Here is a 14257-nt window from a genome sequence, read left to right on the forward strand (position 1 = left end):
CGGTGACGGACCGGTCGTCCCGGCCGGCGGTGCTGGTGCTGCGCGCGCTGGGCCTGGGTGACCTCCTCACCGGCGTGCCCGCGCTGCGCGGGGTGCGCCGGGCCTTCCCCGGGCACCGTGTCGTCCTGGCGGTGCCGGCCGCGCTCGAAGAGGCCGCGCTGGCCACCGGTGCCGTCGACGCCGTCCTTCCGGCCCAGGCCCCGAACCGGGGCGTGCCGGCGCTCGACGGCTGGCGGGGGCCGCCCCCGGACGTCGCGATCGACCTGCACGGCAACGGCCCGGAGAGCCGCGACGCGCTGGCCGCCCTGGCCCCCCGCCGACTGCTGGCCTACGCCGAGCGGGCCCCCTCCCGGGGCGCGCCCGCCGGCCGCGCCGCGCCGCCCGCCTGGCGGCCGGACGAGCACGAGCGGGCCCGCTGGTGCGGTTTCCTCGCGGCCTACGGCATCAGCGCGGACCCTGAGGACGTACGGCTGCCGGTGCCCGCCGTGCCGTCGCCGGCGCCCGGGGCGGTGGTGGTGCATCCGGGGGCGGAGTCCGCGTCCCGCCGCTGGCCGGCCGAGCGCTACGCCGTGCTCGCCCGGCGGCTGAGGGAGGCCGGCCACCGGGTCGTCGTCACCGGCGGTCCGGCGGAGGACGCGCTGGTCCTGGACGTGGCAGCGCGCGCGGGCCTGCCGGCGCGGGAAGTGCTGCGCGGCGGACTGCCGTTCGCCGAGCTGTCGGCACTCGTCGCCCGGGCCTCGCTGGTCGTCAGCGGCGACACCGGCCCGGCCCATCTCGCCGTCGCCCACGCGACGCCGTCCGTCACCCTCTTCGGCCCGGTGTCACCGCGTCTGTGGGGACCGCCCCGCTGCGACCGGCATCGCGCGCTGTGGAAGCCGGGACCGCCCGGTGACCCGCACGGCGACCGCCCCGACCCACAGCTGCTGCGGATCGGCGTGGAGGAGACGGCCGCCGCGTCGCTGGCCCTGCTCACCCGGGGGGAACGTAACTAGTGCCGCGGCAGGCAACGTTCGCCCCGTCGCGACGCCCGGCCCGGCACCTCTCCGCGTTGTCGCATCACCCGAGCACATCCGGTACGCGGGCGACGCTCCGCCCTGCGACGCTCCGCCCTGCGACGCTCCCCCACTGCCTGAACGGCGTGGGAGGTGCCCCCAGCACCGGACGCCGCGAGCTGTTCGGCAAACCTTTCCGGTCACACCACTACGTAGGTGCTCACCCTGTGGCTGCGGCGCCCCTGTCCGGTGGCCCTGCGGGCGAGCGCGGGTCCGGCCCGCGCCGCCGCCCTGCGATCGCGCTGTGGCCGGCCCTGGGCGTCGAGGTAACGGAAACCCCGGCCGCGTCGGCGACGGCGGTACCCCGGCTCGGCGTGGGGACCGATCGCCTCCGGGTACTCGGTTGCCGAGTGGCGGTGCAGGGCGCCGCCCCGGTCCCCCGGAGGGGGTGTTTTCCATGACCCAGCATGTCAGCGACATCATGACGAGTGATCCGGTGACCGTCGAGCCGCAGACCTCGGTGGCCGCCGTCGCGCGGATGATGCGCGACGAGGACATCGGTGTCGTCCTGGTCACCGAGGGCGAGCACTTGCGCGGGCTGGTCAGCGACCGCGACCTGGTGGTGCGCGCGCTGGCCGAGGGCGGCGACCTCGACCGGACCAGCGTGGCCCGGGCGTGCAGCGACGACCTGGTCACGGTCAGGCCCGACGACGATCTCGACCGGGCGGTGGAACTGATGCGTACGCATTCCGTCCGCCGTGTCCCGGTCGTCGACGAAGGCGATCACGCGGTGGGCATCGTCTCCATCGCCGACCTGGCCATCGAGCGCGATCCCGGCTCGGCCCTCGGGGACATCAGCGCCGCCAGGCCCAACAAGTGAGGAGTGCGCGCCACGACGACTCCCGACCCGGAGCCCGGCCGGACCCCGGGACTCGAACCGGGGGGCGGGGTCTCACCGGGTCCGCCGCGCCCCTTCCTCGTCGCGGTGCCAGGTGATGCCGATGTCCATGCCGTCGCGGGCCAGCCGGACGGCGGTGGCGCGGCCGATGCCGGAGTCGGATCCGGTGATCACGGCCACGGGGGCGGTGTGCGGGCGGCCTGGGACTTCTACGTGCTGCGGTTGCATGAGGCCTCCGAGCGAGTGGCCGGGGTCCGGGCGAACGGGTCCCCGCGCGTGGTCACGAACGGCCGGGACCGCCGACGGGGACGGCCGCGCCCCGGGCGGGCCGCCGGTGTGCGGGGCCCGCCCGGGGCGCTCCGGCCCGTGAGCGGAGGGTGTCCGAGGGCGTCAGAGGGTCGACCCGGGGTCTCCGGGGCGGATACGGCCGCGCCAGGCGCCCGTCTCGCCGCCGCGTTCCTCGATGAAGCCCTTGAAGCGGCGCAGGTCTCCCTTGATCCGGCGGTCGATCATGCCGAGCATGTCCGCGCCCTTCTCGGCGACGCCGGTGGGCTCGACCTCCATCGTCAGTTCGACCCGGGTGTGCGTCTCGTCCAGCCGCTCGAACCTGACCGAGCCCCGCTGGCGGGTCTCGCCGTCGATCACCCGCCAGGTGATCCGGTCGTCCGGCAGCTGGTCGACGATCTCGGTGTCGAACTCACGCCGTACCCCGCCGATCTTGGTGGTCCAGTGGTTGTGCCGGTCGTCGAGCTGCCGCACCTCCTCGACGCCCTCCATGAAGTTCGGGAAGTCCTCGAACTGCGTCCACTGGTTGTAGGCGGTGTGGACCGGAACCTCGACGTCCACCGCTTCCTTCACCGTGCTCATCAGTACCTCCTCGCTGGCGGTCGTCCGCGCCGGGCCTGGTCGGCCACCGCGCGCGTCTGCGCCGCACCGGGTAACCCGGTAGCGGCGTATCACGCACCACGATGGGCACTCGGCGGCCATGAACACCGAGCCAGGAATCCTGGGTTCCTACTGGCTGGAGACCGCTCCGCCCCCCACCCCCTGTCCCCCGCCCTCCGCCGACTTCTCCGTCGACGTCGCCGTGGTCGGCGGCGGCATCGCCGGGCTCAGCACGGCCTGGGAACTGGTCCGGCAGGGGCGCGAGGTGGCCGTGCTGGAGGCCGACCGCGTCGCCGCCGGGGTCACCGGCCACACGACGGCCAAACTGAGCGCCCTGCACACGCTGGTCTACGACCATCTGCGCCGTACCCGGGGCGCCGAGGGGGCACGGCTGTACGCGCGCTCGCAGAGCGAGGCGATCCGGCACGCCCATGACATCGTCGACGAACTCGGTGTCGACTGCGAGTGGGAGGAAGCGGCGTCCTGCACCTGGGCCGAGAACCCGCGGCGCGTGGGGGTGCTCCGGGCGGAGACGGAGGCGGCGCGCGAGGCGGGTCTGCCGGCCGAGTTCGTCACCGAGACCGAGCTGCCCTTCCCGGTGGCCGGCGCGGTCAGGGTCGACGGGCAGGCGCAGTTCCATCCGCGCAAGTACCTGCTGGCCCTCACCGACGATCTGCGCCGCCGCGGCGGCACCGTCCACGAGGGGACGCGCGTGGTCGGCCTCACCGAGGGCGAACCCTGTGTGCTGGTGACGGACACCGGTGTGGAGGTCCGTGCCCGCGAGGTCGTGATCGCCACGCACTACCCCGTCTTCGACCGGGCGCTGCTGTTCACCCGTCTCAGCCCGCGCCGTGAACTGGTGGTGACCGCCCCCGTCGACGAGGACCGGGCCCCGCGCGACATGTACATCACCCCGGAGCAGTCCACGCGCTCGCTGCGCACCGCGCCGTACCGTGACGGCAAACGCCTGCTGATCGTCACGGGGGAGCACTTCACGCCCGGCGGCGCCGATGTCGAGGAGCGGTTCGCCCGGCTGTCCGCCTGGGCCGAGGACCGCTTCGGCGCGCTCACGTTCACGCACCGCTGGGCCACGCAGGACAACGACTCCACCGACTCCGTGCCGCTGGTCGGGCCGTTCCACGCCGGCGGGCGGCACACCTACGTGGCCACCGGGTTCGGCGGCTGGGGGCTGAGCGGCGGCATCATGGCCGGTCGTCTGCTCAGCGACCTGATCAACGGCCGCACGCCCGACTGGGCCGGGCTCTACGACCCGCGCCGGCTGGCGTCCGTGATCCGCGAGGGAGCGTCCTTCCTGACCAATCAGGCCCATGTGGCCAGGCACTTCGTCGGCGACCGGCTGTCCGCCGCGACGGGGCCGGCGCCGGACGACATCCCCGCGGGCGACGGCGCGGTGGTGCGCGTGGGCGCCCGGCAGTGCGCCGTCCACCGGGACGCGGACGGCCGGCTCCAGGCGGTCTCGGCCCGCTGCACCCACCTCGGGTGCATCGTGTCCTTCAACCGTGCGGAGCAGGCGTGGGAGTGCCCGTGTCACGGCTCCCGCTTCGCCCCGGACGGACGCGTCCTGCAGGGGCCCGCCGTGCGCCCGCTGGAACAGCGCGACCTCTGACCCGGGCCCGCCCCTCCCACGGCGGTCACCTCGGCGGGCGCCGCCTCAGCGGGCGCCCGCCAGCCTCAGCAGAGCCGCCGTACGGGGGCGGGGCAGGGACACGGTCAGCGTCCCCTCGGCCGCGTCCCAGTGCGCGGTGACCCCGGACGTGCCGGGGTGGAGCACCTCCGGTACGAGGTGGACGCCGCGCAGATGCGGGACGGTGAGCGTGCGCTGTCCGGTACCGGTGTCCCTGCGCCACACCGTCAGGAACGTGGCTCGCGGTCCCCGGAGTCCGTGGGCGATCCAGGCGTCCTCCCAGGCCGGCAGCCCGAGCGGCCAGAAGGGGTGCGCCTCGCGGATCTGCGGCCGGATCTCCTTGTACACGCTCAGCGCGGAGCGGACGAGGGCCAGTTGCCCGTCGTTCATGCGGTCGAGGAAGCCGGAGAGGTGGATACGGCCCAGCAGCGCGCCGGTGAGGGTGAAGGCGATCTCGTCGAGGGTGTGGCCGGGCTGGGGGTAGGCCCACACGGCGGCCTGCTCGGGGGTGGCGGCGGTGGCGGCAGCGGCGGCGATGGGCGGGTAGCGCAGCGGGTCCTGCTGGTCGCTGGTGGACTGGATCTGGGCCACGGCGAGCTGGGCGTAGTCCATGCGCAGGCCGCCCGAGCCGCAGTTCTCCAGGACCAGGCCCGGGTGCCGGTCCAGGAGGGCGTTCATCCAGTCGAGGTGGGCGCGGTGATGGCCGAGCAGTCCGGCGCCCGCGCTCTCGGCGCCCGACTCGGTGCCGGGCCCGATGTTGATGTTGTAGTCGAGCTTGAGGTATCCGACGCCCCACTCGCCGACCAGCCGGTCCACGACCTGGTCCAGGTGGGCGCGGGCGGCCGGGTGGCGCAGGTCCAGGTGGTGCCGTCCGTGCTCCGTGACCCGCACACCGCCCCGGCGGAAGAACGCCTCGGGCGGCAGGGTGCGGGCCAACGGCGAGCGCACGCCGACGACTTCGGGTTCCAGCCACAGCCCCGGCGTCATACCGCGGAGCCGGACGGCGTCCAGGACCTCCTGAATACCGCCGGGAAAGCGGTCGGGCGCGGCCTCCCAGGCGCCGACGGCGTCCCACCAGCCCTGGGCGTCGTCGTCGTACCAGCCCGCGTCGACGACGAAGACCTCGGCGCCGGCCCGGGCCGCCGCGTCGACGAGCGGCAGCAGCTTGGCGGTGGTGGGGTCACCCATGAGGGTGTTCATGTAGTCGTTGTAGATCACCGGGAGGGTGCGGTGGTCGGGGTGGTCGCGGCGGATGCGGCGGCGGTAGTCGGTGAGTTCACCGAAGGCGGCGTCGAGACCGCCGGCCCCCGCCCGCACGAGGACGGCGGGTACGGTGCTGAACTCCTCTCCGGGGGACAGGAGTTGGCGCCACTGGTGGTGGGCCTCGTCGGGTCCGAACAGGGCGACGTAGGCCGCGCCCTCGCGCTCGCCGGTCTCGAAGCGCCAGCCGCCGCTGGACTCGATCTGCCACAGCCAGGCGCGGCCCGCCCGGTCGGTGAGGGCGGCGACCGGCAGATGCCGGCCGGTCGACCAGCTGCCCTGGGAGTACCGCTCGAAGCAGCCGCGGCCCTCGTGGCCGTGCGCCGCCCGGCCGAGCGCCACGTTCTCGTCCCGGAACGGGGCCTGGCGCCACCGGCATTCGGCGAGCCAGTCGTTGTCCGCCCAGTGCACGGTCAGCCCGTCGAGTCCGCCGTCGGCGTCGAGGATGCCGCCGAGGGTCAGCGTGGAGACGCTCTCCAGCTGGAGCGGGACGGCTCCCTCGTTCACCAGGCGCACGTGGGCGCGGAGGAATCCGGTACCGGGGGCCGCGTGAAGGACGACCTGGGCGGCCAGTCCCGTGTCGGGGTCGGCCACTTGGACGGTCGTACGCTCCCAGGGGCCGTCCTGGACCGTGTCGTGGCCGCGGTAGGCCAGGCGCTCGCCGATGGCCGTGTCGATGAAGCGCTCCCCCGACCAGGTGCGGCCGTGACCGGTGGCGGTGACCTCGACGAGCGGGAGCAGCCGGGTCCGGCCCTGGCCGGGCGTCCCCAGACGGACCGACCCGGCGGCGTCCACGACGATGTGCAGCCCGAGCGTCGGGTGCGACCAGAGAAGGGATCCCTCGACTGTTCCGGCGGCTGTGCTCAACGGTTGTTCCCTTCTGGGACGGTGGGTCTCTCGGTGGCACTGTGCGGCGATGAGCTGGGTCTTCCCTCTCGACGGCGGTGCGCTGTCCGTTCCGTCCGTGTGTTCCAGAAGTGAATCGCCAGTTACGGGTCTCTTGACGCCCCCTATGTGACCGGTCACAATCCTCGCATGCATGTGACCGGTCACACAACCTCCGGAGGTGGCGCCGCCGCTCCCCCGGGACAGCAGAAAGCCGCCAGCATCCGCGATGTCGCCCAGGCGGCGGGAGTCTCCTACCAGACCGTCTCGCGGGTCATCAACGGCCGTACGAATGTCCGTCAGGAGACCCGCGAGCGGGTCGAGGCGGCCATCCAGAGCCTGGGATTCCGGCGCAACGCCACGGCGTTCGCGCTGGCCAGCGGCGTGACCCGGTCGATCTCCGTGCTCACCTCGAACACCGTCCTGTACGGCTACGCGGCGACCCTGCAGGGCCTGGAGGAGGCGTCCCGCGCCGCGGGGTACGCGCTCGGTGTGCGGGTCCTGACGCCGGAGGACGACCTGGACCGTACGGTGGCCGCGGCCGTCGACGCCGGCGGCGGGATGGTGGTCATCGGCTTCGACCAGCTCGGAGCCGAGGCACTGGACCGCGTCCCGGCCGACGTGCCGTGCGCCGCGGTCGTGGAGGCGCCGGCGCCGGGCCACGAGCCCGGGCGTCCCGCCGTATGGGCCGACGACCGCGAGGCGGCCCGCGCCGCCACCGAGCATCTGCTGGCGCTCGGTCACGAGACCGTCCACTATGTGGCGATCCCCGCCTCGACCGGCACCCGGCGCTCGGCGGGACCCCGAGCCGAGGGCTGGCGTCAGGCACTGAAGGCCGCCGGCGTCACCCCGCCCACGCCGGCCGGCAAGGGCTGGGACGCCCCGGCCGGTTACGAGGCCGGCCGCAGGCTGGCCCGGAACCCGGCCGTCACCGCGATCCTGTGCGGCAACGACGACCTGGCCCTGGGCGTGCTGCGCGCCCTGCACCACGCGGGGCGGCGGGTCCCCGAGGACGTGAGCGTGATCGGCTTCGACGACGCCCCGCACTCCGGTTTCGTCACCCCGTCCCTGACCACGGTCCGGATGGACTTCCAGGGGCTGGGCCGCGCCGCCTTCGGTCTGCTGCGCGCGCAACTCGACGCCGGCCTCCAGGAGCCGGCGCCGGCCCCGGCCGAACCGGCACTCGTCCTGCGGGAGAGCGCCGGGGCGCGCCACGCATGAGCCCTACCCCGTGAACGGGTCCGTCCGTGCCCGGCATCTGAGCCGCGATCGGCGCACGGCCGGCACCCGACGCACGGTCAGCACTCGGCACACGGCCGACACCTGAGGCACCACCTGTTTCCCGCACCACCGATCACCGCAGGCACCACCCGTATCCGACGCACGGCCGGCACCCGACACACCGACACACCGTCAGATCTAGCGCGCCTCCCGCCCCGCCAGCACCTCCTGCACCTCCCGCACCTCCTGCACCTCCTGCACCTCCTGCACCTCCTGCACCTCCTGCAACTTCAGCACTACCTCCCGCACCTTCCGCACCTCCCGCACCTCCTGGAACTCCTGCACCTCCTGCAACTTCAGCACTACCTCCGGCACCTCCCGCACCTCCCGCACCTCCCGCACCTCCCGCACCCGGAGATACCCGACACACCGTCAGTTCCCAGTCACCCCTGGTACGCGACCCATCGTCAGCCCCCCAGCACCGCCCGCACCCGACCCGCCCGCCCACCGCCATCACCCAGCTCCGCCGCACCGTTCCTCCCGCCCCGTTCCGCCTGTACGACCAAGGATCCCGCCATGAGAAGAGCCGTCTCCGTCCTTGCCGCAGCCTGTGTTCTCGGGCTGACCGCGACCGCCTGCAGTGACAGCACCGCCGGCGCCGGCGGCGCCGCGCCCCAGGGGTCGGTCGACCCCACCGCCTCCCTCAAGGGCGTCAAGCTCACCATGTGGGTCGCGCAGAACAGCGTCGCGGAACCCAAGCAGGTCATATCCGCGTTCGAGAAGGCCACCGGGGCCACCGTCAGCACCCAGGTGATCCCCGACCCCTACGAGTCGAACGTGCCCACCAAGCTGGCCTCCGGCGACAAGCCGGACCTGATGTTCTGGCAGCCCACCGGCAGCACCCTGCCCTTCGTCCAGCCGGCCAAGAACCTGCTGCGGCTCGACAACGAGGACTGGGTCTCCAAGCTCGGCAAGACGGAGCAGAGCCTCGGCCAGGTCGACGGCCACCGCTACGCCGCCATCGTCACCAGCCCCGCCGTCCTCGGCGTCTACTACAACAAGGACGTCTTCCGGAAGGCGGGCATCACCACCATGCCCACCGGCTACGACGCCATGCTGGCCGACGCCGCGAAGATCAAGGCCAAGACGGGTGTGGCCCCGTTCTTCGAGGTCGGCGGCGACAAGTGGCCCCTGCAGTGGCAGGTGCAGGCGCAGATGACGGACCTGCCCCCGTCGTTCTGGGACAACCTCAACAAGAACAAGGACAGCTGGACCGACAAGACGATCGTCGACGCCATCACCAAGTACAAGACGAAGATCCTCGACGGCGGTCTCGCCCAGAAGGACTACAGGACCGCGACCTTCGTGGACCAGGGCAAGGCGATCATGGACGGCAGTGCCGCGATGGCCCTGAACGTCACCTCGCTCCAGTCCGAGATCCAGGCCACCTCCAGCACCGCGGAGATGGACAGCAAGCTGGGCTGGTTCCCCATCGCCAACAGCTCCGCCAACGCCGAGTACTCGCCCGACCAGACAAACGGCGTGGTGGCCTTCAACACCGGCGACACCAAGCGGGAGAACGCCGCCCGGCAGTTCCTGTCGTACTGGCTCGGCAAGGACTACCCGGCCTACATCAAGGCCGGCAAGCTGGTCTCGGTCGAGCCGTCCGTGCCGAACCCCGACGGTCTGCCGCAGACCGCCGTCGCCCAGGCCAAGGCGCTGCCCACCGCCACCGGCGTCTTCCAGGTCAAGGCGCTGACCGCGCCCGACATGCACCTGGCGCTGGCCGACATGATCTACGGCAAGAAGACCCCGATCGAGGTCGCCCAGGCCGCCGAGGACCAGTTCAAGCAGGTCCTCAAGGCCCGCGCCGTCCCCGGCTTCTGACCGGGCGCCCCCTTGGCCCAGCCCGCCCCCGGGCCGCCCGCCGACGGCGCGCCCGGGGCCCGTACCGGAGGTAATCAAGTGGTGGACACCGCCACCATGGGCGCCCTCGACGCCACGCGCGCGAAGTCCGAGGACCCGCCGCCCCGCCGCCCCGGGCGCCGTGGCCGCCGGGCCGACCAGCCGTGGTGGTTCGCGGTGCCCGCGCTCGCCGTGTTCGGCGTGTTCTTCCTGCTGCCGAACCTGCTGAACTTCGTCTACCCGTTCACGAACTGGTCGGCGTTCCACGCGCAGATCGCCTTCGCGGGCTTCTCGAACTTCAGCACCATCCTGCACGACGGGTCGATGGCCCGGGACATCCGCATCACCCTGGAGTACGCGGTCCTCGTGGCCCTCTTCCAGAACGCCTTCGGTCTGGGCCTCGCCCTGCTGCTGGAGCGCGACAGCCGCTTCAACCGCTTCTTCCGCGCGGTCTTCTTCCTTCCCGTGCTGATCTCCGCGCTGGCCGTCGGCTACATCTTCCGGGCCCTGCTCGCCCAGGACGGGGCACTCAACAGCGTGCTGTCGTCCCTGGCCGGACACCCCGTCGACACCCCGTGGCTGGGCTCGACGACCTGGACGCTGGTCGTGGTGACCCTCATCCACGGCTGGAAGTGGATGGGCCTGGCCATGCTGATCTACCTGGCCGGCCTGAAGAGCATGCCCGGTGACGTCCTGGAGGCCGCCCGCATCGACGGGGCCGGCGCCTGGCGCACCTTCTGGTCGATCCGCTTCCCGCTGCTCGCCCCCGCCGTGACGTTCAACGTCACCACCGCCCTGATCGGGTCCATGAACACCTTCGACATCGTCCAGGCCACCACCGCGGGCGGCCCCGGCAGCGAGACCGAGGTGTTCAACATCTACATGTTCCGCATCTTCGGCCAGGGTCTGTACGCCCAGGCCTCGGCGATGAGCCTGGTGCTCTTCCTCATCGTCGTCGTGCTCGCCGTGCCCGTCATCGTCGGCCTGCGGCGGAGGGAGAACAACCAGTGACCGCCCTTCCCGCCCCCACCCCCCTCCCCCGGCGCTCCCGGCACCCCCGGCGCCCGCTGCGCTGGGTGCAGCCCCTCGCCGTCCTGGCCGTCGCGGCCGTCACCATCGGCGTCCCGCTGTGGCTGGTCGCGGTCACCTCGGTGAAACCCCAGGCCGAGGCCATCAAGCCCAACCTCTCGCTGCCCCACCATGTGCAGGCCGCCGCGAACTACCGGCAGACCTTCGACGAGGGCAAGGTCGTCCAGGGCTTCGTCAACAGCCTGCTGGTCGTCGCCCCGTCGGTCGTCCTCGTGCTGCTCCTCGGCGCCGGCGCCGCCTGGGTGTTCGCCCGCCGCGAGGGACGCCTGGTCAACGTCCTGTACGCGGTGAGCATCAGCGGTCTGCTGCTGCCCCCGGCGGTGATCACCATCGTCATGGAGCTGCGCCAACTGGGCCTGGCCGGCGCCCGCCCCGGCATGATCGGCGTCTACGCCGGGATGTACCTGTCGACGTCGGTCTTCTTCATGACCGGGTTCATCCGAGCCCTGCCGGAGGAACTGGAGGAGGCCGCGCGCATGGACGGCGCCGGACCGGTGCGGATCTTCCTGCGCATCATCCTGCCGCTGCTGCGGCCGGTCATCGCCACCGCGACGATCATGGTGATGCTGTTCGCCTGGAGCGACATCTTCTACGCGTTCTTCGTCCTCGGCGGCGGCGACAAGGCCACCCTGCCGCTCAACCTCTACCAGGTCGCCAACGCCCAGCTCTACCTCGACAACTGGCACCTGATCTTCGCCTACGTCGTGTTGATGAGCCTGCCGATGGTCCTCGTGTTCGTCCTCGCGCAGCGCCGCATCGTGTCCGGCATCACCAGCGGCGCCGTCAAGTAGCCCTGAAGCACCCCCACCCCCGGAGACCTCCCGCACCGTCGCGGGAGGAGGAGGACAGCCATGCCCGCTACCGCACCAACGCCCCCCGGCCGCCGTGGCCCGGGGCGGCTGCGCGCCCTGTCCGGCGCCGCCCTGACCGCCGCCGCCCTCCTCGGATCGGCCCTGGTCGCCCCGGCGGCACAGGCGGCGAACCCCCAGCTCACCGTCGACCTCGGACAGACCACCGGCGCCGTCATGCACGGGGCCAACGGCGCCCTGTACGGACTGAGTGACGACGGTGTTCCCGGCGCGAGCGTGGTCGCTCCGCTGCACATGACCTCCATCGCCCAGAAGGCACCCGACGGCGCGCAGCACCCCAACGGCGACGCGCTGACCGTCGAGCCCTTCTTCGCCCGCACCGGCGGCGGCGACGACTACGTCTACATGCAGGACGTCTACGCCTCCTGGCCGTACGAGAACCCGGGGCTGAGCGACTATCTGGCCAAGGTCGACACCATGGTCGCCAAGGTCGCTGCGAGTCCGGACGCGAACCGGTTCGTCTGGGTGCCGTTCAACGAACCGGACGGCAACTGGTACACCGGCCTGGGCAGTTCCGACAGCACCACGTACGCAGGCGCGCTCGGCAGTTTCGAGAGCGACTGGAAGACCGTCTACCACGAGATCCGCGCGAAGCTGCCCGGAGCCAGGATCGCCGGCCCCAACGAGACGCACATGGACAGGCGTCTGCTGGGCGACTTCTACCCCTGGGCCAAGGCCAACGGCGTACTGCCGGACGTCACCACCTGGCATGAGCTGTCCCCGGGTTCCCTGCGGGACTTCGAGTCCAACCTGGCCGCCTACCGCGCCATCGAAACCGGCGCGGGCATCGGCAGGCTGCCGGTGAACATCGACGAGTACGGCGACCGCAGAGACCTGTCCGTCCCGGGCCAGATGGTCCAGTGGATCTCCATGTTCGAACGCAACAAGGTCCACGCCGACCAGGCCTACTGGGACATCGCCGGAAACCTGGACGACAACGTCGCCCAGACCAACATCCCCAACGGCGACTGGTGGCTGCTGCGCTGGTACGCGGGCCTGACCGGACAGACCGTGCGGGTGACACCGCCGCAGTCGGACGTCATCGACACCCTGCAGGGCCTCGCCTCCCTGGACACCGGCCGCAAGCAGGCCCAGGTCCTGCTCGGCGGGGCGGCCGGCTCGGCCGACACGGTCATCCGGCACATACCCCCGTCGTTCGGCACCCGGGTCAACGTGACCGTGGAGCGCACCGGCTGGAGCGGCTACGAGGGTGCGGGCGCCGCGCCCGCCGTGCTGTCCCGCAGCACCCGGGCCGTCGCCGCCGACGGCAGCGTCACCGTGCCGCTGACCGGCCTCGACGCCCTGTCGGCGTACCGGATCACGGTCAACCCCGCGGGCACCGGTTCGCCCGCCGCGGCCTCGGTCCCCTGGTCGAGGACGTACGAGGCCGAGAACGCCACGATCACCGACGGCACCGTCTACACCCAGGCCACGGTCTCCAACCCCAACGGTTACACCACCTCGGGCACCCAGGACGTCGGCAGCCTCGACAAGCCGACCAGCAAGGTCGCCTTCAGCGTCACCGTCCCCAGCACGGGCACCTACGACCTGGACGTCTTCTACGGCAACCAGTCCGGCTCCCCGTCCACCCAGACCCTCACCGTCGACGGCGGCACCGCCACCACCCTCACCTACGCGCCGACCCTGAACTGGACCTACCGCTCCATCGCGAGCACCCCGGTGGCCCTGACCGCCGGAACGCACACCCTGACCCTGGCGAAGGCCACCGGCGAGGTCACCCTCGACAAGATCGACCTGACCGCCTCGCACACCCCGGAGTCCGTCTACCCGGCCACCTACGCCGACATCACCGGCTCGCCCGGCTACTCCTACTCCGCCTCCGGCACCACCGGCGCCGGCGCCCTGGTCCTCACCCCGGGCTCCCAGGCGGCCATCGACGCCTACGCCCCGAAGGACGGCTACTACACCGTCCACGGCGACTACTCCTCGACCGGCGGCTCCAGCACCCTGGCCATGGACGGCGCCACCGCCGCCACCCTGCCCTCCACCGGCGGCTCGCTCACCGACCGGTCCGCGCGTCTCTACCTGCACGCGGGCAACAACCGCATCACCGCCGCACCGGCCGGCTCCACCACGCTCACCCTGCGGGACCTGCGGGTGGACGGCTCGGGCGACACCTCGGGCGCGACCACGTACGAGGCGGAGAACGGCACTCTGGCCGGCACGGCCGTCGTCACCTCCGACACCTGGGCGTCCGGCGGCCGTTACGTCGGCTACATCGGCAACGGCTCCGGGAACACCCTCACCCTGAAGGTCACCGCACCGGCCGCCGGGCGCTACGTGCTGAACGTGCGCTACGCCAACGACCAGGTCTCCGGATCGGGCAACTACAACACCAACGTCGTCTCCCGGGCGACCACCGTCACCGTCGACGGCACGGCGCGGACGGTCATGTTCCGCAACACCTACGGCTGGTCCGCGTACTGGGACCTGCCCGTCCCGGTCGACCTCGCCGCCGGGACGAACACCGTCTCCTTCGGCAACGCCGACGCGTACGCGCCCAACATCGACCGCGTCACCGTCGCCCCCGTCTCGGGCTGACGGCGACGGCCGGCCACCGGGCGTGGGCCCCTCCCTTGCCGTACCG

General features: G+C 72.4%; 11 protein-coding genes and 1 pseudogene. 8 read left to right on the top strand and 4 right to left on the bottom strand.

Annotation, left to right across the window (positions count from 1 at the left end; genetic code table 11):
- Positions 1-2 precede the first annotated feature (2 nt).
- Together ACFYMM_RS06860 and ACFYMM_RS06865 are read left to right on the top strand one after the other, a co-directional pair.
- Complete coding sequence (locus ACFYMM_RS06860) at positions 3-992, top strand: glycosyltransferase family 9 protein (RefSeq protein WP_388384632.1); 990 nt, start codon at positions 3-5, stop codon at positions 990-992.
- Between the two features lie 457 nt (positions 993-1449).
- Positions 1450-1872 (top strand): CBS domain-containing protein, encoded by a 423-nt coding sequence (locus ACFYMM_RS06865; RefSeq protein WP_388384634.1) that lies wholly within the window; start codon positions 1450-1452, stop codon positions 1870-1872.
- Positions 1873-1950: 78 nt separating this feature from the next.
- On the opposite strand, the pseudogene ACFYMM_RS06870 reads toward ACFYMM_RS06865, so the two are convergent.
- Together ACFYMM_RS06870 and ACFYMM_RS06875 are read right to left on the bottom strand one after the other, a co-directional pair.
- Positions 1951-2118, bottom strand: a pseudogene (locus ACFYMM_RS06870) (SDR family NAD(P)-dependent oxidoreductase); the annotation flags it as partial.
- 162 nt (positions 2119-2280) lie between these two features.
- On the bottom strand, positions 2281-2757 hold the full coding sequence (locus ACFYMM_RS06875) for an SRPBCC family protein (protein ID WP_388384636.1): 477 nt from the start codon (positions 2755-2757) through the stop codon (positions 2281-2283).
- Positions 2758-2875: 118 nt separating this feature from the next.
- On the opposite strand from ACFYMM_RS06875, the gene ACFYMM_RS06880 reads away from it, so the two are divergent.
- Positions 2876-4402 (top strand): FAD-dependent oxidoreductase, encoded by a 1527-nt coding sequence (locus ACFYMM_RS06880; RefSeq protein WP_388384638.1) that lies wholly within the window; start codon positions 2876-2878, stop codon positions 4400-4402.
- A 45-nt stretch (positions 4403-4447) separates the two neighbouring features.
- Here ACFYMM_RS06880 and ACFYMM_RS06885 read toward each other — a convergent pair whose 3' ends face one another.
- Positions 4448-6547 carry a glycoside hydrolase family 36 protein gene (locus ACFYMM_RS06885; protein ID WP_388384640.1) on the bottom strand — a complete coding sequence of 700 codons (2100 nt, stop codon included), beginning with the start codon at positions 6545-6547 and terminating at the stop codon, positions 4448-4450.
- A 168-nt stretch (positions 6548-6715) separates the two neighbouring features.
- Between ACFYMM_RS06885 and ACFYMM_RS06890 the strand changes: the two genes are divergently transcribed.
- Complete coding sequence (locus ACFYMM_RS06890) at positions 6716-7786, top strand: LacI family DNA-binding transcriptional regulator (protein ID WP_388384642.1); 1071 nt, start codon at positions 6716-6718, stop codon at positions 7784-7786.
- 198 nt (positions 7787-7984) lie between these two features.
- On the opposite strand, the gene ACFYMM_RS06895 is transcribed toward ACFYMM_RS06890, so the two are convergent.
- On the bottom strand, positions 7985-8161 hold the full coding sequence (locus ACFYMM_RS06895) for a hypothetical protein (RefSeq protein WP_388384643.1): 177 nt from the start codon (positions 8159-8161) through the stop codon (positions 7985-7987).
- 201 nt (positions 8162-8362) lie between these two features.
- Here ACFYMM_RS06895 and ACFYMM_RS06900 point away from each other — a divergent pair, with 201 nt between their 5' ends.
- The 4 genes from ACFYMM_RS06900 to ACFYMM_RS06915 all read left to right on the top strand — a co-directional run bounded on the left by ACFYMM_RS06900 (position 8363) and on the right by ACFYMM_RS06915 (position 14211).
- Positions 8363-9673 (top strand): ABC transporter substrate-binding protein, encoded by a 1311-nt coding sequence (locus ACFYMM_RS06900; RefSeq protein WP_388384645.1) that lies wholly within the window; start codon positions 8363-8365, stop codon positions 9671-9673.
- A gap of 78 nt (positions 9674-9751) precedes the next feature.
- The gene (locus ACFYMM_RS06905; protein WP_388384647.1) at positions 9752-10702 is read left to right on the top strand and encodes a carbohydrate ABC transporter permease; all 951 of its coding nucleotides are present in this window, start codon (positions 9752-9754) and stop codon (positions 10700-10702) included.
- Between the two features lie 56 nt (positions 10703-10758).
- Positions 10759-11571, top strand: a complete 813-nt coding sequence (locus ACFYMM_RS06910) for a carbohydrate ABC transporter permease (protein ID WP_388385280.1) — start codon at positions 10759-10761, stop codon at positions 11569-11571.
- 60 nt (positions 11572-11631) lie between these two features.
- Positions 11632-14211, top strand: a complete 2580-nt coding sequence (locus ACFYMM_RS06915) for a CBM35 domain-containing protein (RefSeq protein ID WP_388384649.1) — start codon at positions 11632-11634, stop codon at positions 14209-14211.
- Positions 14212-14257: the final 46 nt, after the last annotated feature.

This window comes from Streptomyces sp. NPDC006739 (assembly GCF_042869815.1).
In the GTDB taxonomy this organism is placed as follows: Bacteria; Actinomycetota; Actinomycetes; order Streptomycetales; family Streptomycetaceae; genus Streptomyces.